Genomic DNA, 22,262 nt, shown 5'->3' with positions numbered 1-22,262 from the left:
TCCCCGACTCTTCTTCCCGTTCCTGTTCACCCCATCAGGTGACTGGACCGTGCACGGCCCGCGTGCGACGGCTACGCGTCGATGCGGGACCGGTCCAGTGTCGCCGCGGAGCTGGAGATGAACTCCTTGCGCGGGGCGACGTCGTTGCCCATGAGGAGGTCGAAGACCTGCTCCGCGGCCTCCAGGTCGGTGAGGTTGATCCGGCGCAGGGTGCGGTGGCGCGGGTCCATGGTGGTCTCGGCCAGCTGGTCGGCGTCCATCTCGCCGAGGCCCTTGTAGCGCTGGATCGAGTCCTTGTACCTCACGCCCTTGCTCTGGAACTCCATGAGCTTGTCGCGCAGCTCCCGGTCCGAGTACGTGTACACGTACTTGTCCTGGCCCTTCTTGGGCTGGATCAGCTCGATGCGGTGCAGCGGCGGCACGGCGGCGAACACCCGGCCGGCCTCGACCATGGGCCGCATGTAGCGGTGGAAGAGGGTCAGCAGCAGCGTGCGGATGTGGGAGCCGTCGACATCGGCGTCGGTCATCATGATGATCTTGCCGTAGCGAGCGGTGTCGATGTCGAAGGTCCGCCCCGACCCGGCCCCTATGACCTGGATGATCGCGCCGCACTCGGCGTTCTTCAGCATGTCCGTCACGGACGACTTCTGAACGTTGAGGATCTTCCCGCGGATCGGCAGCAGGGCCTGGAACTCGGAGTTCCGGGCGAGCTTGGCGGTGCCGAGCGCGGAGTCGCCCTCCACGATGAACAGCTCGCTGCGGTCGACGTCGTCGCTGCGGCAGTCGGCGAGCTTGGCGGGCAGCGAGGAGGACTCCAGCGCCGTCTTGCGGCGCTGGGCGTCCTTGTGCTGGCGGGCCGCGATGCGGGTGCGGGCCGCGGCGACGGCCTTCTCCATGACGACGCGGGCCTGCTGTGCGGCGTCACGCTTGGTGGAGGTCAGGAACGCCTTGAGCTCCCTGGAGATCACGGTGTTCACGATGCGGCGGGCCGCCGAGGTGCCGAGGACCTCCTTGGTCTGCCCCTCGAACTGGGGCTCGGCCAGGCGGACCGTGACCACCGCGGTGAGGCCCTCGAGGGCGTCGTCCTTGACGATGTCGTCCTCGGCCACGCGCAGCATCTTCTTCGCGCGCAGCACCTCGTTCATCGTCTTGGCGACGGCCTGTTCGAAGCCGGCGACGTGGGTGCCGCCCTTGGGCGTGGCGATGATGTTGACGAACGACCTGAGCGTGGTGTCGTAGCCGGTCCCCCAGCGCATCGCGACGTCGACGCCGAGTTCGCGCGTGACCTCGGTGGGCGTCATCTGGCCGTGCTCGTCGAGGACGGGGACGGTCTCCTTGAAAGTGCCCTGCCCGGTGAAGCGGAGGGTGTCGCAGACCGGCCTGTCGGTGGCCAGGAACTCACAGAACTCGCTGATGCCTCCGTCGAAGCGGAAGGATTCCTCGCCCTTGCTGCCGCCCTCGCCGAGCCCGTACTCGTCACGGACGACGATGGTCAGGCCGGGCACGAGGAACGCGGTCTGCCGGGCGCGCTGGTGCAGCGTCTCGAGGGCGAGCTTGGCGTCCTTGAGGAAGATCTGGCGGTCGGCCCAGTAGCGGACGCGGGTGCCGCTGCGGGTCTTGGGGATCTTCTTGGTCCTGCGCAGTCCGCTTCCGGCCTCGAACTTCGCGTCCGGGCCCAGGGCCGCGAAGGCGCCGGGCACACCGCGCCGGAAACTGATCGCGTGGGTGTGCCCGCCGCGGTCGACCTCGACGTCGAGCCGCGCGGAGAGGGCGTTGACGACGGAGGCGCCGACGCCGTGCAGACCGCCGGAGGCGGCGTACGAGCCGCCGCCGAACTTCCCGCCGGCGTGCAGCTTGGTCATGACGACCTCGACACCGGAGAGGCCGGTCTTGGGCTCGACGTCGACCGGGATGCCCCGGCCGTTGTCCCGGACCTCCACCGAGCCGTCGTCGTGGAGGAGCACCTCGATGTGGTCGCAGTAGCCCCCGAGGGCCTCGTCGACGGAGTTGTCGATGATTTCCCAGAGGCAGTGCATCAGTCCACGGCTGTCGGTGGATCCGATGTACATACCGGGGCGCTTCCGCACGGCCTCGAGCCCCTCGAGGACGAGCAGGTGCCGCGCGGTGTAGTTGGACCCGTCCCGGTCTGCTCCTGCCAGCAGCGCTGTGGACGGCACGGACGTCTCGGCGGTCACGCGGTTCGCTCCTCGCTGAATTTCAGATGGGGCCCTCATGGGTAAGGGCGCGGCGTCAGTCACCGGTGAGAGGGTACCGAGGCCTGGTAGAGCCGTTGTAACGCCACCCTCGTCCCTGCCCACCCTAGTCGAGTGTCGTATGCGTGTTCGATCCCTCGATGGAGTGAAGCACACATCACGTTCCCTTCCAGGCATGAACCATTTAGGCTCCGGGCACGTCCTCATGAACAACCGGCAACCCAGCCGGGAGGGCCGACCACCGATACGAACGCGAATCCGTACGACACAGAGACACGCACTACGGCACATTCGCCGCCAACCGGCAACAGCCACCCACTTCGGAAGAATTTTTTCGAAGAGAAGCCACGAGCGGGAACGTTTTGGGGCTGGTTGGATGTTGACCCTGGTACGACAGCTCGTCGAGCTAGAGAAGAGGCGACGTGACTACTGTTCTGACCCCCGCGAGCCCGCTGACGGCCGCCGATCGCTGCGACCGCTGCGGCGCCCAGGCATACCTGCGCGTCGTCCTGCTGAGCGGCGGAGAACTGCTCTTCTGCGCCCACCACGGGCGCAAGTTCGAGCCGGAACTCAAGAAGATCGCCGCCGAGATACAGGACGAGACGGAGCGACTCACCGCTCCCGCGCCCGCCCCCGAAGAAGAGCGCTGACGCCTCGCGTCCGACGACGAGCAGCCCGGCACAGGCCGGCGGACGGGCGACCGCCTCCTCCGCGGAGGCGGTCGCCCGTCTTCTCGTACTCACTTCCGCCTGAAATCCGCCCAGGGCCCCGCAGGCGCCCTGCTGGGTTCCCTCAGGCCTGGGACCACCCGAGCGTCCGCAGGACGTCGGAGATCCGCGTGTAGACCCCTGGACTGCCCGCCCAGCCGCAGCCGGCCCCCCAGGAGACGAGACCTATCAGCCGTCCCTGGGCCACCAGCGGCCCGCCGCTGTCCCCCTGGCAGGCGTCGCGCCCTCCTGCCACCTCCCCCGCGCACAGCATCGTCCGGGCGCGGTAGGTGCCCTCGGAACCGCCCGGATACGCGCGCTCGCAGAGCGCGTCCGGCTGCACCCGCACACGGGCGGCGTGCAGGCTGCCGGCGTAGGAGCCGGACCCCGTGGTGTCCCCCCAGCCGTAGACCGTGGCGGCGGTGCCCGCCCGGTAGGCGGCGTCTCCCGCCGCGGCCATGCCTATGACCGCGCCCGCGGGCAGCGGCTCGGCCAGACTGAGCACGGCGAAGTCGCCGGAGTTGGTGGCACCGTCGTAGCCCGGGTTCACGAAGGTCTCGCGCACGGCGATCTCCTGGCCACGGTCCGAGAGCAGTTCCGTGCGCCCCGCGATCACCCTCAGGTCGGGCACCCGCTCCGGCGAGGCCCCCAGCACCTCCTTGTCCATGCAGTGGGCAGCGGTGAGCACGGTGGTCCGGCCGACCGCCACACCCCCGCAGAACTGTCCCGCTCGCGTACCTCCGAACCGGTCACGGCTGGACAGCGCCACCGTCCACGGACTCTGCGAGACCTCGACGGGGAAGCCGCCGACGACGACGCTGTCGGCGGCCGCCGGAACGGTCGTGGCCAGCGGTATGACGCTCACCGCGGCCGCGAGGGCCAGCGGCCGGGCCAGGGCCCGGGCAAGACGACGTCGCATGCACACTCCTCACACTGGGGTGCTCCTGAAGCACCCAGAGTGATCGACCTCGTCCGGGCCCGCACCCGCGCGGCAGCGCGAAGGCCCGGTTCCCGAGGACGGGAACCGGGCCTTCGCGGACGCGGCGCACGACCGCGTCGTGGCCGGGCGGCCTAGTCGAGGTAGTCGCGCAGCACCTGGGAGCGCGACGGGTGACGCAGCTTCGACATCGTCTTGGACTCGATCTGGCGGATGCGCTCGCGCGTCACGCCGTAGACCTTGCCGATCTCGTCGAGGGTCTTCGGCTGACCGTCGGTGAGACCGAAGCGCATGGAGACGACGCCCGCCTCGCGCTCGGACAGGGTGTCCAGGACGGAGTGCAGCTGCTCCTGCAGGAGCGTGAAGCTGACGGCGTCGGCCGGCACGACGGCCTCGGAGTCCTCGATGAGGTCACCGAACTCGCTGTCGCCGTCCTCGCCCAGCGGGGTGTGCAGGGAGATGGGCTCGCGGCCGTACTTCTGGACCTCGATGACCTTCTCCGGGGTCATGTCGAGCTCCTTGGCCAGCTCCTCCGGGGTGGGCTCGCGGCCCAGGTCCTGGAGCATCTGGCGCTGCACGCGCGCGAGCTTGTTGATGACCTCGACCATGTGCACCGGGATACGGATGGTGCGGGCCTGGTCGGCCATCGCGCGGGTGATGGCCTGGCGGATCCACCAGGTGGCATACGTCGAGAACTTGTAGCCCTTGGTGTAGTCGAACTTCTCCACCGCGCGGATCAGACCGAGGTTGCCCTCCTGGATGAGGTCCAGGAAGAGCATGCCACGGCCGGTGTAGCGCTTGGCCAGGGAGACCACCAGACGGAGGTTGGCCTCCAGCAGGTGGTTCTTGGCGCGGCGCCCGTCCTCGGCGATGATCTCCAGCTCGCGCTTGAGCTTCGGGGCCAGCTTGTCGGCGTTCGCCAGCTTGTCCTCGGCGAACAGACCCGCCTCGATGCGCTTGGCGAGCTCGACCTCCTGCTCGGCGTTGAGCAGGGGGACCTTGCCGATCTGCTTGAGGTAGTCCTTGACCGGGTCGGCGGTGGCGCCGGCGGCGGCGACCTGCTGGGCCGGCGCGTCGTCCTCGTCCTCGTCGGAGAGCACGAAACCGGCGCTTTCCGCGCCCTCCGGCTCGTCCGCCTTGGTCTCCTCGAGGACCTCCTCGTCGACCAGCTCGGCGTCGTCCTTCTTGCCCGCGGTCTTCTTGGCGGTCGCCTTCTTGGCCGTGGCCTTCTTCGCGGTCGCCTTCTTGGCGGTGGTCTTCTTGGCAGCCGCGTTCCTGGCGGGTGCCTCCTCCTCGACGGCGGGGTCGGTGGCGGGCGCCGCCGGCGTGGCGGAAGCGGTGGCCTTCCGGGCGGTCGCCGTCTTGGCCGCGACCGTCTTGGTCGCGGTGCGCTTGGCGGGACTCTTCGCTGCGACGCTCTTTCGGGTGCGCTTGGGCTCTGCGGCACTGACCATCAGCGTCACACCCTCTTCCTCGAGGATCTGGTTGAGGCTGCGCAGTACGTTCTTCCACTGAGTGGCCGGAATCTGGTCAGCTTCGAAGGCCCGACGCACGTCGTCGCCGGCGATCTGCCCCTCAGCCTTTCCCCGCTCAATGAGCGCCATGACAGAGACGGACTCGGCGATCTCCGGCGGGAGCGTACGGGATGTGCTGGCCGACACGAACAACCTCTCGGAACGTTGGAAAACGGCTTCCGGCCCCGTCCACAGGGGACAGGAGCCGACCGCCGGCCTGGGGATGGGCCGACGGTGCGGGCGGGGGCCGGGGAAGATGCACAGCGCCATGCTCGGCGTCCGTATTCCCTCCGCGGCTGTCACCTCTTAGGTCATCGCGTTCTCCTCGGGAGCGTTACGCCCAATTCGCGTGGCCCGAGTCACACCCCGTAAGCGAACAGAAGCGGTCGTAGGGGTAAAAATCTGGTCACCCGGGGGCGAGGAGGTCGTCTCCCCGGGGATTCTTCTACCCTCTTTGCCGCGTCGGACCCCGCGGGATCGTGGACGATCCCGCGGGGTCCGACGGGGGGACGGTCACCGGTGGGACGCTGCCACAGGAGGGGGATGGCATGCCGCACCGTGCCGTCCGCGGAACGCGGTCAGTGCTCGCGCGGCGCGGGCACCACGCGTTCCACCTCGGGATGGACCGTGAGGAGTTGCCGCATGGCGGCCTCGGCCGCCGCGCCGTCGCCGCCGGCGAGGGCGTCGACGATCCGGGCGTGGTGGGTCAGCGAGTGCTCGTTCGGCCGCTCACAGCCGGTGACCGGGCCGCCCGAGACCTGCAGCGCGGCGGACACGATCCCCGAGAGGTGCTCCAGCATCCGGTTGCCCGCCACCTGGATGAGCAGGGAGTGGAACTCGGAGTCCGCCCGCGCGAACGTCAGCGCGTCACCCTGCCCCAGGGCGTGGCCCATGATCTCCACCATGTCGGACAGGCGCTGCTGGACGTCCTCCCGGCCGTGGCCGGCCGCCAGGCGGGCGGCGAGCGGCTCGATCGTCCAGCGCAGCTCGCTGAGCTCGCGGCGCTGGTCGTCCCGTTGCGGCCCGAAGGCCCGCCACTCGATGATGTCCGGATCGAGGAGGTTCCAGTCGCTGACGGGGCGCACGCGCGTGCCCACGTTCGGCCGGGCACTGACCAGGCCCTTGGCCTCCAGGACACGGAGCGACTCGCGGACGACGGTGCGGGAGACCTCGAAGCGCTGGCCGATCTCCTCCGGGACCAGCGGACGGTCGGCGCCCAGGTCCCCGGAGACGATCATCTGTCCCAACTGCTGGACGAGCTGGCCGTGCAGTCCGCGCCCACGGCTGCTCGCGGCACGCCGGCTCACGCGGCCCAGCTCGGGATCCGTGCCGTCCCAGGCAGGGGCGCCGACACGGTCTGCGGCGGGCGTCTCCGCATAGGGGTAGCGGTCGAGTTCGCCCGGGTTCGCGAGGCCGGAGTCTGCGGAGCGGGCGGCGGTCATCATGGTGTGCGCAAGGGTACTCACGCATCCTTTGTCGGCGTCGCCGCCAACTCCCTTGAGGTCTTTGGTGAAAAGCACACGAAAGGGTGATCGCTCACCCCGTCGCAATTGACGCCTTATCGGAAAGAAGTGTGCATACAACGGGGAGTTGTGGGCACGGGTGGGCCGATGTGTTCACGGACGGTCATCATCGGACCCTGCTCCGCAGACCGGTGAGCAGGTACGCGCAGAGCAGCGCCCCCAGCGACAACGCCAGCGCCCCGCCCACGGGTTGGGCGAGCAGGCGCAGCACCACGTCCAGGTGGTGCTCGCCACCGAAGGGCCACCGGAGCGGCAGTCTCCCCGCGAAGGGCTCCGGGGTGCGCACGGACGGCCCCTCCACCGCCTTCCGCACGAGCGGTACGACGAGGAGGGGCACGGCGACGACCGCGGCCAGCCCGGCGGTCGTGGACCGGAAGACGCCCGCGGCGAGGACGCCGGCGCAGGCGCATCCCGCCACCAGTCCGAGCCAGGCCGCACTCAGCGGGAGCCAGTCGGCGGGAACCCGGACGACCTCCCGGCCGTAGACGAGGTAGAGCAACTCGGCATCGCATCCGACGGTCAGGACGGCCAGGACCAGTGCGGTGGCCGAGGCGACGAGGAGTTTGGCGGTGAGCAGCCCCAACCGCCGGGGCACCGTGCCACGGTCCGCCGCCAGCGCGGGGTGGCGGAACTCGTCACCGAAGGCCAGCGCGCCGAGCAGTCCCGCTCCCAGCGCCGCGGGCGGCAGCGGCAACTCCTCGGGCCAGGCGGCCAGCAGACGCGGCTGCGGGGTGTGCCCCACACGTGCCAGCAGTACGGCGGTGAGCGCGGACACGACGAGCACCGCGGCCCCGACGAGGAACCCCGTCGCGACGCCCGTGGCGCGGCGGATCTCGTAGCGGACGGGGCGCAGGGGCCTGGGCGCGGGGCGGACGGAGATGGGCGGTGGCAGATCGGCCCCGGCGGTGGAGGCGCGGTCGGCGCCGGGCGTCCGGCCGGCCCGGCGTGAGCGCCGTACGGGCTGCGGCGGGGCACCCCCGGCGTCGGCCGCCTCCGGCCTGTTCCCGTCATGCTGCACGAGCGCGAGGGACGCCTCGGCGGCCGGAGCACCAGGGCGGCGGGCCGGGGCGGCACGGCGCGAGGTGCCCACCGTGGATCCCGGTGTGCCCGCGGCCCCTTCGTCCGTCCCGGCGCCGGGCCCCATGTCCCCTACCTCGTCAGCGAGTTGGTGGACGACGATGCCGTTGCGGAACGCCGTCTCGCCGATGTCCGCGCAGGTACTGCCGTAGACGCAGAGGCGGTTGCCGGCCTCCCGCACGACTTCCACGGACCGCTGTGCGGATCGGGCCTCCTGCGCGAGCAGCGCGGAGAGGCGGGCGGCGTGCGGACTGCGGACGGCCACCCGTGGGCGCAGCCGGGTGCGCGAGAAGTCCGCGACGTCCTGGTCGGCGACGAGCCTTCCGCGCTCCAGCGTGACGACGTGGTCCGCGATCCGCGCCGCCTCCTTCGCCTCCGCGGTGGCCCACAGAACCGTGCCGCCCTGGGCCGCGTGCGCCCGGAGCATGCCGTGCAGCCAGTCCTTGTCCGCGGCGGAGAGCCCCCGAGCGGGGTCGTCGAGCACGAGTGTGTGCGGGTCCGGCAGCAGCGCGCAGGCCAGGCCCAGCCGGCGATCCATGGCGCGCGACAGCGTGGCGAGGCGTTCGTCGCGCAGACCCACGAGCCCGACCGCTTCGAGAACTTCGTCCGCACGGCGGCCCGGCACGCCGGAGGCGGCGCACAGCATGCGCAGGTGCCCACGGACGGAGCGGGCGGGGTGGCCCGGTACGTCGCCCAGCAATACGCCGACCTCGCGGGCGGGATGAGGGATGCGATGCAAAGGCCGGCCTCTGAAGTGGGTCACGCCACGGCCGCGTTGGAGTTCGAGCATCAGCCCGAGGGCCGTCGTCTTGCCGGCGCCCGGTGCGCCGAGCAACGCGGTGACGCGGCCCGCGTGCGCCTCGAACGAGACGTCGTCGACGGCGGGCGGCAGCTCTTTGCGGGGGTGGCTGGTCAGTCCGATGGCCTGGATCACGCGATGCAACATAGCGCGCCAAAACGGGTTTTTCGGGCACCGCACGGCCTACTGCCGCAAGGTACGGTCGGCCTGTCGGGTCCGCCGGCCGGTCCGGCGCCCGCGCCTCAGACCTCGGGGCGCAGCATCGGGGGGTTGAGCAGGGTGGCTCCGCCGGCCCGGAAGAGCTGGGCCGGGCGGCCGCCCTGCCGGGTGGTCGTGCCTCCGGTGGGGACCAGGAAGCCCGGCGTACCCGTCACCTTGCGGTGGAAGTTGCGCGGGTCGAGTGCCACGCCCCAGACCGCCTCGTAGACCCGGCGCAGCTCACCGACGGTGAACTCGGACGGACAGAAGGCCGTCGCCAGCGACGAGTATTCGATCTTGGAGCGGGCGCGCTCCACCCCGTCCGAGAGGATCTGCGCGTGATCGAAGGCGAGCGGTGCCACCGGCTCGCCCTCCCTGCCGTAACCGCCCTGCTGGAGCAGTTCCTCGACGGGCGCCCAGCGCGCGTTGCTGGCGTCGCCGCCGGCCCGGGGAGCCGGCAGGTCGGGGGCGAGCGCGAGGTGGGCGACGCTGACGACACGCATGCGGGGATCACGCTTGGGATCACCGTAGGTGGCGAGCTGTTCCAGGTGGGCGCCGTTGTCCTGGGCGGGGACGGCCGGGTCGTGCACCCGCAGTCCCGTTTCCTCGGCCAGTTCCCGTGCCGCGGCCTGTGCCAGGTCCTCGTCGGCCCGGACGAAGCCACCGGGGAGCGCCCAGCGCCCCTGGAACGGCGGCTCACCCCTGCGTACCGCCAACGCACACAGAGCATGGCGGCGCACGGTCAGCACGACCAGGTCCACGGTGACGGCGAAGGGTGGAAAGGCTGACGGGTCGTAGGGCATGCGGCGATCATAGTCGTCTGCCTGACGATAAACACCTCCTTCGCCGGTCGTATCGGTGGCTGATCCACTTCGGTCCGGTGCCTGCGCCGCCGAACTCCTCGCGTGATCCGGCGACGCCCGTCGCCCCAGGTCACACCCCGGCTGCGCCCCTCGGCCGTCTCCGCGGCACGACAGGACCGGGCCGGCCGAGCCGCCCGGCGAAGGGCGCGCCCGCCGCCTGGGTCCTCACTCGTCACGGCCGCCGCCCGGACGACCGGTCCGCCCGCCCGGACCCTCGCCCCCGGCGCGAGGATCCCGGGAACCCGACGGCAGGTGGTCGCCTCCCCCCGGCACACCGCGCCGACCCCCGGGGCCCGGACCCGTCGCACCGGGAAGCGCGGCGCCGGAACGCGTCCCACGCGTTCCCCCGCCACCGGTTCCGGTGCCGTGACGTGTGCTCCTCGCCGACGCCGGCGGATACGGCAGCCGCCCTCCCGGCCGGCTTCCCTCCGCGCGCACCCCTCGAGGAGAACCGCTGCCGCTCCCGGCCGCGCGGTGGCGTCGGCGGCGGGGCAAGGGGGGCGCCACCGGCCTGGGCAGCGCCGGACCGGTGCACGAGGGTTCGCCGCGGCCCCCCTTCGGCGGTTCCGTGGCCAAGGCCGGCGCGTCGCCGGACTCCGCGTGTCCGCGGTCGTCGCGTTCCGCCCGCAGGCAGCGGCGGACCGACTCGGGGTCGAGGCCCTCGTTGCACGCCTGATGCAGCAGACGGGCGAAGAGGTAGTCGGGGTCGGCGGCCAGGGCCAGGGCAAGGGCTTCCCGTGCTTCCAGCTCGTCACCGGTGGACCAGGCGACCCACCCGGCGAGAGTGAGGGGCGCCGCGGCGTGTTCGCCGTACGGTCCGACACAGCGGCGCGCCAGGGCCCGCCACAGGCGGAGGGCCGGGCCCGCGTCGTCGCCCTCCATCCACTCGGCGGCGCGGTCGCGGGTCGTGCGGTCCTGCAGACCGAGGATCAGGGCGGCTGCCTCGTCGCACTCGAGCAGGTCGTCGTCACGCAGATCAGCCGGGAGCATGCCGGACGCGGGCGCGGCGCCCGCGAGGCGGCCCATGATCCGCTCCGCCAGCCCCAGTGTCTCCCCGGCGACCTCATGACGGCCGTCCGCGTCGAGCATCCTCGGGACCAGGGTCACGCCGGCGGTGTCGAGGGCCCGCTCCTGTTCGCGGGCGGCGGGGCTCTGCCATGGGAGCAGCCTTGCCCGCAGTTCGCCCAGGCTGCCGCGGATCTGGAGCCCGGCGTAGGTGGCGGCGGCGGCCAGCACCGAGGTGCCGGGCAGGCCCAGCGGTGTCCCCTCGGCCGGGCAGCAGCCCCGGTCGTCGCAGCAGTACGACCAGAAGCGGCCGCCCGAGACGCACAGGGCCTCCACGACAGGGATGTCCAGGGCGCCGCACTCCAGACGCAGGGCGTGGGCCAGCGGCCCCAGGCGTTCCTTGACCTGCCGGCCGGTCTCGCCCTCGCCCGGCTCGTGGCAGAGGAAGACGACCATCTGCTCGGGCCGGGCGCCCCTGCGCTCGCTGCCCGTCACCAGGCCGTGCGCCAGTTGCCGGGCGGCGGCGGGCCAGTCGTCCGCGCCGGCGGGGATGCCGAGACGGGCACGGCCGCCGAACCGGCCGCGTCCGTCCTTCTCGTGCAGGGCGACCAGCACGATGCTGTCCTCGGGACGGTAGCCGAGGAGGTAGGGCAGGGCGTCGGCGAGCTCGGCCGGGGAACGCAGGGTGATCTGCTGCCCGTCGCCGTGGCTGTCGTACGCGGTGCAGGCGATGCCCTCCGGGCTCGTGGGCCGGTCACGCTGCGGCGGTCCGGCGTACTCACGCCCGTCGTCTCCCGCAATGCCATGGTTTTCGGGGGATCCCGTGGTCTCGCTGTGGTTCGTCATGCCGAGACGATCTCGCAGATCGCGACATTCCGGTTCTTCCTGTGGATAAGTCAAATCAGGGACATGTCATTCGGCCGGAGGACCCGGGCGTCCCACTCCCCGCCCGCCCCCGCGGCCGACCGGATGTCGGTGCCGTCCTGTTGTATGGGACCCATGGAGCACACGAGCAACACGGACCTCCGGACGGCCGCGGACGCGGTCCTCGCCCGTCTCGTCGGCGATGCCTCGGGCGAGGCCCGGCTGCGCGAGGACCAGTGGCGGGCGATCGAGGCACTGGTCGCCGACAAGCGCCGGGCCCTGGTCGTCCAGCGCACGGGGTGGGGCAAGTCCGCCGTCTACTTCGTGGCCACGTCGCTGCTGCGGGCGCAGGGCAGCGGCCCCACCGTGATCGTCTCCCCGCTCCTGGCGCTCATGCGCAACCAGGTGGAGGCGGCGGCCAGAGCCGGCATCCACGCCCGGACCATCAACTCCTCCAACAGCGAGGAGTGGGACGCCATCCAGGCGGAGATCACCGCAGGGGACGTGGACGTGCTGCTGGTGAGCCCGGAGCGGCTGAACAACCCGGACTTCCGCGACCAGGTCCTGCCCAGGCTCTCCGCCGCGACCGGACTCCTCGTGGTCGACGAGGCGCACTGCATCTCCGACTGGGGACACGACTTCCGTCCGGACTACCGACGGCTGCGCACCATGCTCGCCGACCTCCCGGACGGGGTACCCGTACTCGCCACCACCGCCACCGCCAACGCCCGCGTCACCGCCGACGTCGCGGAACAGCTGGGCACGGGGGGTTCGTCGGACGCGCTGGTGCTGCGGGGCCCGCTGGACCGGGAGAGTCTCAGCCTGAGCGTGCTGCGCCTGCCCGATGCCGCGCACCGGATGGCCTGGCTCGCCGATCACCTGGACGAGCTGCCGGGCTCGGGGATCGTCTACACGCTGACCGTGGCCGCCGCCGAGGAGGTCACCGCCTTCCTGAGGCAGCGCGGGCACACCGTCGCCTCCTACACCGGCAGGACGGAGAACGCCGAGCGGCAGCAGGCCGAGGAGGACCTGCTCGCCAACAAGGTGAAGGCCCTGGTCGCCACCTCCGCCCTCGGTATGGGGTTCGACAAGCCCGACCTGGGCTTCGTGGTGCATCTCGGCTCCCCGTCCTCCCCCATCTCCTACTACCAGCAGGTCGGCCGCGCCGGGCGCGGTGTCCGGCATGCCGAGGTGCTGCTCCTGCCGGGCAAGGAGGACGAGGCGATCTGGGAGTACTTCGCGTCGCTCGCCTTCCCCTCCGAGGATCTGGTGCGCCGCACGCTCGACGTCCTCGCACACGCGGAACGGCCCCTGTCGCTGCCGGCCCTCGAGCCGCTGGTGGAGCTGCGCCGCTCCCGGCTGGAGACCATGCTCAAGGTGCTCGACGTGGACGGCGCGGTGAAGCGCGTCAAGGGCGGCTGGATCGCGACCGGGCAGCCGTGGACGTACGACGCCGAGCGGTACGCGTGGGTGGCGCGGCAGCGCAAGGCCGAACAACAGGCGATGCGCGAGTACGCGGCGAGCACGGAGTGCCGGATGGAGTTCCTGCAGCGCCAGTTGGACGACGAGGGCGCCAAGCCCTGCGGGCGCTGCGACAACTGCGCGGGCGCCCGGTACACCGCCGAGGCCTCCGCCACCGCGCTCGAGGCGGCCCGCGTGGATCTCGGCCGGGCGGGTGTGGAGGTGGAGCCCCGGCGGATGTGGCCCACCGGACTCCCCGCGATCGGCATGGACCTCAAGGGCCGGATCCCGGCGGGCGAACAGGCGGCGCAGGGCAGGGCGCTGGGGCGGCTGTCGGACATCGGCTGGGGCAACCGGCTGCGCCCGATGTTCGCGCCGCAGGCGCCCGACGGGCCGGTGCCGGACGATGTCGCCAAGGCCGTGGTGGGCGTGCTGGCCGACTGGGCCAAAGGCCCCGGCGGGTGGGCTCCGGGGGCGGCGGACGCGCAGGCCCGGCCGGTGGGTGTGGTGACCCTCGCCTCCCGCAGCAGACCCCGGCTGATCCACTCACTGGGAGCACGGATCGCGGAGGTCGGCCGGCTGCCGCTGCTCGGGGAGGTGAGCTACACGGGTGAGGCGCACCCCGCGTCCCGGAGCAACAGCGCCCAGCGCCTCAAGGCGCTCGACGGGGCGCTCGCCGTTCCCGCCGACCTCGCCGCCGCGCTCGCACAGGCCCGGGGCCCCGTTCTGCTCGTGGACGACTACACGGAGACGGGCTGGACACTCGCGGTCGCTGCGCGTCTGCTGCGGCGGGCCGGTGCACAGGGTGTGCTTCCGCTGGTGCTGGCCGTACAGGGCTGACGGTTCGGCGCACCCGAAGGGTGGGGATATTAACCGTGGATCACCCGATACCGGTCCGCTGCCCCAATTGCTCGTTGCCGCATCCAAGTTCGACAGGAAGAATTGAAGTCCGCACCCGCACGGTTCGTCCGCCGATCAGGTAGGGCTCTGTTGCGTGGGCGCTCCCCCGAATCCGACCCCGCCCGCAGTCTGGGCGTAGCCGAAGGGAGGACCGTGACCTTCGGATTCGCTCCGTCCTCGGCGGCATCGCTGTCGACGTCCGCCGCTTCCGCCACCCGTGTGCTCGAGCCCGCGGAGTGGGCCGCCGCGGGAATCCCGCTGCTGCGCAGTCCGCGTGAGGTGGTCAGCGGACTGCACGCCCGGCATCACCCCGGCCCGGCGACCGCGGTCGTCGCCGTGCTCGATCCCGAGGAACGGGTGTGCGCCAGCGCCTCGTTCACCCGCCGCGCCGCCTCGGCGGACGGCTGGATGTTCCGCAACGTGCTGCTGGCCCAGTTGCGCCGGGTCATCCCGCACGACCTGCGGCGCCGCACACCGGTGCGCACCGCCGTGCTGCTCTACTGCCGTGACGGCGACGCCCGTTGGACGGAGGAGGACGGCGCGTGGATGTGGGGGCTGCGGGACGCGTGCACCCTGCACGGGCTGCGCTGCGGTGCGTACATCACGCTGACCCGTGACGGTTGGCAGGTCCTCGGCGAGGGGCGCGGGGGCCGCCACCCCAGCGCCGGCTCGGCACCGGAGCCCTTCGCCCTGTCCGAGGCACCGCCGCGGATTCCGCCTACCGGCGGTGCCGCCTCGGAGGTGCTGCGCCGCGCGGCGGCCCGCTGAGCTCGCGGGGACGCCCGGCGGAGGCCCGGACCGCAGGGGCCGTCGGCCGGTCACGGAACGGCGCGGTGCGGACGCACGGCGCCCGTCCCGGCCGGACGGCGGCGTGCATCGCACGTCCCGCGTACCGGGCATGCCGACGCGCCGGCCGTACGGATGCCGCGCACGCGGCCTCCGCGTCCCCCGGGGTCCGGCCGGACCCCGTACCGCCGGCTCAGACAGCCGCGCCTAGCAACGAGTTGATGCGCTGCGGGTCGCCGCAGACGATCAGCAGGGCGCCGGCCCGGGCGTGAGCCGCCGACAGGGCGGAGACGGCCGCCGACTCCGGGCCGCCGTTGACGGCGACCACGACCACGGGCCGTGCCCCGGCACGGTCCGCGACCCGGGCGTCCGCGTAGAAGACGTCGTCCCCGGCGTCGTGCTGGGCCCAGTAGGAGGCCTCGCCGAAGGACAGTTCGTGGGTGGCCCACGGGTGCGGCTCGCCGGTGGTGACCACCAGCACGTCGCCGGGGGCGCGGCCCGAGTCCAGCAGCAGGTCCACGGCCTCCTCGGCGGCGTCGAGCGCCCCCTGGGCCGAGGCCGGGATCAGCTGGATCTGCGGGGTGGCCGCAGTGGGGGCGGGCCGCTCCGTGGGGGCGGGCCGCTCCGCAAGAGCGGGCTCGGCCGCGGGAGTCGCGTCGCGCGACGCACGCTGCACCGGCGGCGCGGGCCGCGGCGGGCCGGGACGACCGGGACGCGACGAAGCCGGGGGGCGGGGACCGGGTACGGGACGGGGGGTCGGCGCGGTGCGGGGACCCTGGGCACTCTCGTGAATCTGAGGCTCCTCGGGAAGGAGAGGCATGAGCTGATTTTTATCAAACGTCGGTACGGCACGCGCCGCCGGGTGGCACATGCGTGCGAGCGGTTCGTCAGAAGTCGAAGCCGAGCTGACCCTCGATCTCCGGAACGCGCCCGTCCGTCCAGGTGCGGACCTTCTTGAGGTGCCGCCACTGGGGCAGCGCATCAAGATACGCCCACGACAACCGGTGGTACGGGGTGGGCCCCCGGACCTCCAATGCGGCCTTGTGCACGGGCGACGGATACCCGGCGTTGTCCGCGAAACCGAAGTCTGCATGGTCGATGCCCAGTTCGGCCATCATTTTGTCGCGCTGAACCTTGGCGATCACCGAGGCCGCCGCGACCGCCACGCACGACTGGTCGCCCTTGATGACGGTACGGACCTGCCAGGGCGATCCGAGGTAGTTGTGCTTGCCGTCCAGGATCACCGCGTCGGGCCGCACCGGGAGCGCGTCCAGCGCGCGTACCGCCGCCAGGCGCAGCGCGGCGGTCATCCCCAGGTCGTCTATCTCCTCGGGGGACGCGTGCCCGAGGGCGTACGACGTCACCCAGGTCCGCAGCGTCTCGGCGAGTTCGGTGCGCCGCTTGACGGTGAGGAGCTTGGAGTCGGTGAGGCCCTGCGGAGGCCGGCGCAGGCCGGTGATCGCCGCGCAGACGGTGACGGGGCCGGCCCACGCGCCGCGCCCCACCTCGTCGACACCTGCGACGGTCTTGGCCCCGGTCGTGGCACGCAGGGAGCGCTCGACGGTGTGAGTGGGTGGTTCGTACGGCATGGCGCCCTTAGCGTACGCCGCCCCGCGCGGCCCGCGACACCCCGGTTCCCCGAGCGGCGCCGGCGCCCGTCCGGCACCCGCTCAGGAGCCGCTCCGCCGCAGCAGCGGGACCATCAACCGGTCGATCATCTCCTCCAGCTCGACGTCCGTCCATTCGCTGCCGCACACTTTCGAGCGGTACATCATCATGGCCGGAACCGTGTCGAAGACATAGCCGTTCGCCGCGTCGGGGCGCACCTCTCCGCGCTCGATGCCGCGCTCGATCACCTCGCGGAGCATCTTTATGGTGGGTCCCACGACACCGTCGATGATGACGGCGTGGAAACGCTCGGCCTGCACGGTGTCGCACTCGTGAATGACCGAGCGCAACGCGGATCCCGACCGGGAGAACATCGCGTCGCGCGCTCGCATGCACAGGTCCAGCAGGTCGTCGCGCACGCTTCCGCGGTCCGGTACCGCGTCGAAGTTCGGGAGCCCGGCCCGCAGGGCGTCCGCGACGAGGTCCTCCTTGGACGGCCAGCGCCGGTAGACGGCGGCTTTTCCGGTCTGGGCGCCCGCGGCAACGCCCTCCATCGTCAGGCCGTTCCAGCCGACCGTGCTGAGCTGTTCCAGGGCGGCATCGAGGATCGCGCGTTCCAGTACGGCGCCGCGGCGACGGGAAGCGGCCGCCTGAGCGGGGGCGGCCGCCCTGCTCGAAGTTTCCATCCGACTCTCTCCAACGAGCAGACGAAGCGGGCATTTCGGGGATTCGGCACCACCGCGCGGCGACTGAGGGGGACGCGCCGGGCGGCGATGCATTCAGTGAACGCTTGCGTTCACTGTCGGGGACTCCTACGGTGGACGCAACAGTGAACGCGAGCGTTCACTGAAGCCTTCGTGTGGGGGACCCATAGTGACAACCTCTCCGTTGATCCATGACCACAAGCCAGGAGCGGCCCGCCGGGACGGGCGCCCCGGCATCGCACTCACCGTCATCGCGGCCTGCCAGCTCATGGTGGTGCTCGACGCGACGATTGTGAACATCGCGCTGCCGCACATCCAGAACGCTCTCCGGTTCAGCACCACCGATCTCACCTGGGTGGTCAGCGCCTACACCCTGACCTTCGGCGGCCTGCTGCTGCTCGGCGGTCGCGCGGGCGACATCCTCGGCCGCCGCCGTGTCTTCATGACCGGCATCCTGCTGTTCACCTTCGCCTCGTTGCTCGGCGGATTCGCCCAGGAACCGTGGCAGCTGCTGGCGGCGCGCGTACTGCAGGGTGTGGGCGGCGCGATCGCCTCGCCCACCTCGCTCGCGCTCATCACCACCACGTTCCCGGAAGGGCCCGAGCGCAACCGTGCCTTCGGTGTCTTCGCCGCGGTCTCCGCGGGCGGCGGGGCCATCGGCCTGCTCGCGGGCGGCATGCTCACCGAGTGGCTCGACTGGCGGTGGGTGCTCTTCGTGAACGTACCGATCGGCGTGCTGATCGTCGTCCTCACGCCCTTGTACATCAACGAGTCCGAGCGGCACACCGGCCGCTTCGACATCGCGGGCGCGGTGACCTCGACGGCCGGCATGGCCTCCCTCGTCTACGGTTTCATCCGCGCCGCGGAGGAAGGCTGGCGGGACAGTGTGACCGTCGGCTCCTTCACGGCCGCCGTCGTCCTGCTGGTGGCCTTCGCGCTGATCGAGTCCCGGGCCAAGGAACCGATCACCCCGCTGCGGATGTTCGCCGACCGCAATCGCTCGGGCACCTATGTGATCATGCTCAGCCTCGCCGCGGCGATGTTCGGCATGTTCTTCTACATCGTCCTCTTCGTGCAGAACGTGCTCGGCTACAGCCCGATCGAGGCCGGCCTCGCCTTCCTGCCGGTGACGGTCGTGATCGCGCTCGGAGCCGGTGTGTCCCAGCGGTTCCTCCCGGTCTTCGGCCCCAAGCCGTTCATGCTCGCCGGTTCGGCGCTCGCCGCGACCGGTCTTGCCTGGCAGACGCTGATCAGCTCCGACAGCTCCTACGTCGGCGGCATCCTCGGCCCGATGCTGATCTTCGGCTTCGGTATGGGCCTGAACTTCGTGACGCTGACCCTCACCGCGGTCTCCGGGGTGGCCCAGCACGAGGCCGGCGCGGCCTCCGGACTCCTCAACGCGACCCAGCAGGTGGGCGGGTCGGTGGGCCTGGCCCTGCTGACGACCGTCTTCTCCACGGCCAGCAGGGACGAGGCGGAGAAGCAGGTCCCGGGCTTCCTCGCCGAGGGAAAGGCGGAACAGAAGGCGGAGTTCGCCCGGACTCAGCAACTGCCCGCACCCTGGGGACACGAAGTGCTCACGGAGGGAATCTCCACGGCCTTCGTCCCGGCCGCCGCGATGGCCGTGCTCGCCGTGGCCACCGCGTGGTTCGTCATACGGGTCCGCACGAGCGACCTGCAGGCACTGTCCGGCTCGGCCGGACCCGGCATGGGCTGAGCGGGGAACACCTCCCCAGGGGCCCGGCGGCTCTCCGGCCGACGCCACGGCAGTCGGCCGGGAAGCGCCGGGCCGGCCCGCGAACCACACCACGACGAACCACACCACGACGGCCCCCGGGGTGAGCAGCACGGCCGGCCCCACGTCCCTGGTCGCCACCTCCGCCTCCTCTCCTCCGGTCCGTCGTCGCCCGGCAGACGCACCCGCGCGTGTCGGGCTCCACGTCCCACAGATGGATGCCCCGACAACGAGCGACCGGTCACGGAGAGTTCCCGAGGCACACGGAGAGTTCGGAAGAGTGAGGGCGCCGGACTCAGGTCGAGGTGCGCAGCCACTCCGGCAGCGGCTCGACCCGGTCGGCCCACTCGGCGGGCGGCGCCCCGGCCTTGCCGGCGGCGACCACGCCGCCCACGATCGCGCAGGTGGTGTCCACGTCACCGCCCACCTGCGCGGTCGTCCAGAAGGCCCGCTCGTAGTCCCCGAGCGCCCGGGCCGCCGACCAGAGCGCGAAGGGCACGGTGTCGTGCGCCGTCGTACGCCGCCCGCACCCGAGCACGGCAGCGACGGTCGCCGCGTCGTCGTAGTCGAGCATGTCCCGGGCCCTGCGCAGTCCCGCGCCGACCGCGCTCCTGGCGGGCACCAGACCGACGACCCCGTCGAGCAGCGCCTCGGCGCCGGGGTGTCCGCCGGGGGCCGCGACCAGCGCGGCGGCCGCGGCGACGGCCATGGCTCCCACGACGGCCTCACGGTGCTGATGGGTGGGGTAGGAGGAGATCTCGGCCTGGTGGGTGGCCTGCTCCGGGTCGTCCGCGTACCAGGCGCCCAGCGGCGCGATGCGCATCGCGGCTCCGTTGCCCCACGACCCCTGGCCGTTGAAGAGCGCGGCGGAGAGCTCGCGCCAGTCGCCGCCCTCGCGGACCAGCCGCAGCAGCCGCCCGACCGCGGGACCGTACCCCCGGTCGAAGTCCTGGTGCTCGGCGAAGGACCGCGCGAGGGCGTCCTGGTCGATCCGGTGGTGCGCGGCCAGCACGGCGACGACCGAACACGCCATCTCGGTGTCGTCGGTCCACTGCCACGGGCCCGGGGGCAGTTCGCCGCGCTTGAGCAGCGGGTAGTTCACCGGCACGAAGAACTGGGAGCCGAGCGCGTCGCCCACGGACAGTCCGCGCAGGCTGGCCAGGGCGCGCTCCAGGCGCCCGGCGGGGGAGGAATCAGCGGTCATCGCCCTGCCACTCTATCCGGTGCCCCTCTGTCCACCCGGTGATCCCGTAGGGTTCCGGTTCCCGCCAGCGGTCGAAGGGCCGGTCGAGGGTGTACTTGCCGTTCTCCCCCAGAACGAGCACCCGCATCTCGGCGTTCCCCGGATTCGACAGCGACTCGAACTCCGCCACGGTCCAGTGGAACCACCGCATGCAGAACAGCCGCATGGCCAGACCGTGGGTGACGATGAGGACGTTCGGCGGATGGTCGGAAGCCTCGAAGCTGCGGAACAGACTCTCCAGGAAGCCGCCGACCCGGTCGTAGACGTCGGCACCGGACTCGCCCTGGGCGAAGCGGTAGAAGAAGTGACCGTACGCGTCCCGGTAGGCCTTCTGCAGGCGCACGTCCTCGCGGTCCTGCCAGTTGCCCCAGTCCTGCTCGCGCAGCCTGGGCTCCTCGCGCACGCGTATCAGCCCGGGGTCGAGCCCGAAGGCGCTCAGCGTCTGGTGCGTCCGGCGGTACGGGGAGACGTAGACGCTGACCCGCTCGTCGCCGAACAGGTCCCGCAGCCGCTTCCCCGTCTCCTCCGCCTGCCGCCTGCCTCGCTCGGTCAGGGACAGGGCGTGATCGGGTTCGCGCTCGTAGACGGAGTCATCGGCGTTGCCCATTGACTCGCCGTGCCGGACAAGGACGATGCGCCGTGGTCGTGCCATGCCAAGACCCTAGATCGAATGACGTCCCGACGGGGAATCGTGCGGGCCCCGTACGGCGTGCGTCACACAGGTCCTCCACCGCGCGACGCACCGGAACACCTGCTCCCGGACCGGAGGATCAAACCGTCCAGGCCGCCTCCATGTCGACGATGTCCCCCGCCAGGGCCGCGACGTCGGCCTCCGTCTGCGCCCGCAGGGCGAGCCGCTCCACGCGCTCCGTGCGGTACTTGCCGTGCTCGGCGGCCGAGCGCCACATCGACAGCACCAGGAACTCGTTCCCTGGTGCCTCGCCGAAGAGACCCCGGACCATGCCGGGCGAGCCGGCCATCGCCGGGTTCCAGACCTTCTCCTGCATCAGGACGAAATGCTCCGCCCGCTCCTCGTGGACCCGGCACAGGGCGACCCTGAGCAGATCGGCGTCGGTGAAGCGCGGTTCGAACCCGGTCTTCACGTCGAAGCGGTGGTCGAAGAGTCTGACCTGGGCGTCCTTGAAGGTGCCCGACTGTGCCGAGGCGAGCCGGTCGTGGGAGCGCGCCATGAACGAGTCGTAGAAGGCGCGGCTCTCCCAGAAGGAGAAGATGTGCGCCACGTCCGGCCGGCCCCGGCTCCATCCCCCTCCCTGCGCGCGAAACCCCGGCTCCCCCAGAAGCCCCGCCCACTTCCGCTGCCCCCGCTCGAACCCGCGGCGGTCCACCACGGTGCAGCGAATCCACTTGACCAGCACCGCGCCATCGTAAGGCCAGGGAGCGTGGCACCGGTCACCCTCGGAGGGACTGCTTGCCGGTCCCCGCCGCCCGGCGCGTGGCAGGATGGGCAACCTGCCGCAGACGTCCGGCAGTTGGATGCGCCGGCGGACGGTCACGAGGAAGGGGAAGACTGGTGAACGGCCTCAACAAGGGCATCCGCAAGGTCGAGATCGCGCTGAGGTGGGACCCGAGTCCGTCGGGAGGGCCCTCCACCGACCTCGATCTCGTCGCCGCCCCCTATCCGGCGAGCGACCCGCACGGCGACCCCGCCTATGTGGTGCACTTCGACAGTCGCTCCCCCGACGGCACGATCACGCTCAACCGGGACAGCAAGGACGGCCTGGGCTTCGGTTGGGACGAGGTCATGACGCTGGAACTGGACCGGCTCGACGAGCGGTACGCGCGCGTGGTGGTCGGTGTGGTCGTCCAGCAGCACCAGGCACCGCGGACCTTCTCCGGGGTGGCCAACGCGGGTCTGCGCATCCGCGAGGGATACACCGTCCTGGCCGAGGACGACTTCGGCGGTGTCCCCGGGGCCACGGCCGCGACGGTCGCGGAGTTCGTCCGGGAGGGATCGGGCCCCTGGGAGTTCCGTCCCGGCGTCCAGGGGTTCGAGGGCGACCCGGCGGCCTTCTCGCGCGCGATGGGGGCCCCGCGCCGGGCGTGACCCGGCGCGCCCGGGCTGCGCGCCCCAGGGGAACACCGAGGGCGGTGGTGCCGGAAACCC

18 protein-coding genes are annotated in these 22,262 nt (G+C 71.8%); 5 read left to right on the top strand and 13 right to left on the bottom strand.

Annotated elements, in window-relative coordinates; all coding sequences use genetic code 11:
* Positions 1-71: 71 nt before the first annotated feature.
* Positions 72-2,195 carry a DNA gyrase/topoisomerase IV subunit B gene (locus BU52_RS07195; protein ID WP_037929998.1) on the bottom strand — a complete coding sequence of 708 codons (2,124 nt, stop codon included), beginning with the start codon at positions 2,193-2,195 and terminating at the stop codon, positions 72-74.
* Positions 2,196-2,635: 440 nt separating this feature from the next.
* On the opposite strand from BU52_RS07195, the gene BU52_RS07190 reads away from it, so the two are divergent.
* A complete protein-coding gene (locus BU52_RS07190; RefSeq protein WP_037929995.1) occupies positions 2,636-2,863 on the top strand; it encodes a DUF7455 domain-containing protein in 228 nt (75 codons plus the stop codon).
* Positions 2,864-3,005: 142 nt separating this feature from the next.
* Here BU52_RS07190 and BU52_RS07185 read toward each other — a convergent pair whose 3' ends face one another.
* From BU52_RS07185 to BU52_RS07160, 6 genes are all read right to left on the bottom strand, one after another.
* Positions 3,006-3,839: a S1 family peptidase gene (locus BU52_RS07185; RefSeq protein ID WP_037929992.1), complete on the bottom strand. Its 834-nt coding sequence runs from the start codon at positions 3,837-3,839 to the stop codon at positions 3,006-3,008.
* A gap of 152 nt (positions 3,840-3,991) precedes the next feature.
* On the bottom strand, positions 3,992-5,518 hold the full coding sequence (locus BU52_RS07180; RefSeq protein WP_037930357.1) for an RNA polymerase sigma factor: 1,527 nt from the start codon (positions 5,516-5,518) through the stop codon (positions 3,992-3,994).
* Between the two features lie 431 nt (positions 5,519-5,949).
* A complete protein-coding gene (locus tag BU52_RS07175) occupies positions 5,950-6,837 on the bottom strand; it encodes a FadR/GntR family transcriptional regulator (RefSeq protein ID WP_037929989.1) in 888 nt (295 codons plus the stop codon).
* A 163-nt stretch (positions 6,838-7,000) separates the two neighbouring features.
* Positions 7,001-8,905, bottom strand: a complete 1,905-nt coding sequence (locus BU52_RS07170; protein ID WP_037929986.1) for an ABC transporter ATP-binding protein — start codon at positions 8,903-8,905, stop codon at positions 7,001-7,003.
* A 107-nt stretch (positions 8,906-9,012) separates the two neighbouring features.
* The gene (locus tag BU52_RS07165; RefSeq protein WP_037929982.1) at positions 9,013-9,771 is read right to left on the bottom strand and encodes an NUDIX hydrolase; all 759 of its coding nucleotides are present in this window, start codon (positions 9,769-9,771) and stop codon (positions 9,013-9,015) included.
* 225 nt (positions 9,772-9,996) lie between these two features.
* The gene (locus BU52_RS07160; RefSeq protein WP_078903142.1) at positions 9,997-11,682 is read right to left on the bottom strand and encodes a DUF4192 domain-containing protein; all 1,686 of its coding nucleotides are present in this window, start codon (positions 11,680-11,682) and stop codon (positions 9,997-9,999) included.
* A 153-nt stretch (positions 11,683-11,835) separates the two neighbouring features.
* Here BU52_RS07160 and BU52_RS07155 point away from each other — a divergent pair, with 153 nt between their 5' ends.
* Together BU52_RS07155 and BU52_RS07150 are read left to right on the top strand one after the other, a co-directional pair.
* Positions 11,836-14,001, top strand: coding sequence for a RecQ family ATP-dependent DNA helicase (locus tag BU52_RS07155; protein ID WP_037929979.1), 2,166 nt, complete (start codon positions 11,836-11,838; stop codon positions 13,999-14,001).
* A 213-nt stretch (positions 14,002-14,214) separates the two neighbouring features.
* Complete coding sequence (locus BU52_RS07150) at positions 14,215-14,829, top strand: hypothetical protein (protein ID WP_037929976.1); 615 nt, start codon at positions 14,215-14,217, stop codon at positions 14,827-14,829.
* 211 nt (positions 14,830-15,040) lie between these two features.
* On the opposite strand, the gene BU52_RS07145 is transcribed toward BU52_RS07150, so the two are convergent.
* The 3 genes from BU52_RS07145 to BU52_RS07135 all read right to left on the bottom strand — a co-directional run bounded on the left by BU52_RS07145 (position 15,041) and on the right by BU52_RS07135 (position 17,141).
* Positions 15,041-15,667 carry a hypothetical protein gene (locus BU52_RS07145; protein ID WP_078903141.1) on the bottom strand — a complete coding sequence of 209 codons (627 nt, stop codon included), beginning with the start codon at positions 15,665-15,667 and terminating at the stop codon, positions 15,041-15,043.
* Positions 15,668-15,734: 67 nt separating this feature from the next.
* Entirely contained in the window at positions 15,735-16,436 is a 702-nt protein-coding gene (locus BU52_RS07140; protein WP_037929970.1) for a ribonuclease HII, read from the bottom strand.
* A gap of 81 nt (positions 16,437-16,517) precedes the next feature.
* Positions 16,518-17,141: a TetR/AcrR family transcriptional regulator gene (locus BU52_RS07135; RefSeq protein ID WP_037929968.1), complete on the bottom strand. Its 624-nt coding sequence runs from the start codon at positions 17,139-17,141 to the stop codon at positions 16,518-16,520.
* Between the two features lie 187 nt (positions 17,142-17,328).
* Here BU52_RS07135 and BU52_RS07130 point away from each other — a divergent pair, with 187 nt between their 5' ends.
* A complete protein-coding gene (locus BU52_RS07130; protein ID WP_037929964.1) occupies positions 17,329-18,876 on the top strand; it encodes an MFS transporter in 1,548 nt (515 codons plus the stop codon).
* 313 nt (positions 18,877-19,189) lie between these two features.
* Here the strand turns inward: BU52_RS07130 and BU52_RS07125 are convergent, their stop codons facing one another.
* From BU52_RS07125 to BU52_RS07115, 3 genes are all read right to left on the bottom strand, one after another.
* A complete protein-coding gene (locus BU52_RS07125) occupies positions 19,190-20,098 on the bottom strand; it encodes an ADP-ribosylglycohydrolase family protein (RefSeq protein ID WP_037929961.1) in 909 nt (302 codons plus the stop codon).
* Positions 20,088-20,789 (bottom strand): histidine phosphatase family protein, encoded by a 702-nt coding sequence (locus BU52_RS07120; RefSeq protein WP_051858005.1) that lies wholly within the window; start codon positions 20,787-20,789, stop codon positions 20,088-20,090. Before BU52_RS07120 ends, BU52_RS07125 begins: the two co-directional genes overlap by 11 nt.
* 118 nt (positions 20,790-20,907) lie before the next feature.
* Positions 20,908-21,513, bottom strand: a complete 606-nt coding sequence (locus BU52_RS07115) for a YdbC family protein (protein ID WP_037929957.1) — start codon at positions 21,511-21,513, stop codon at positions 20,908-20,910.
* Positions 21,514-21,668: 155 nt separating this feature from the next.
* On the opposite strand from BU52_RS07115, the gene BU52_RS07110 reads away from it, so the two are divergent.
* Positions 21,669-22,202, top strand: a complete 534-nt coding sequence (locus BU52_RS07110) for a TerD family protein (protein ID WP_037929954.1) — start codon at positions 21,669-21,671, stop codon at positions 22,200-22,202.
* Positions 22,203-22,262: the final 60 nt, after the last annotated feature.

The organism is Streptomyces toyocaensis (assembly GCF_000725125.1).
GTDB classification, from domain to species: Bacteria; Actinomycetota; Actinomycetes; order Streptomycetales; family Streptomycetaceae; genus Streptomyces; species Streptomyces toyocaensis.
The sequence above is the reverse complement of the archived record's forward strand: the minus strand, read 5'-3'. Positions and strand labels throughout refer to the sequence as shown.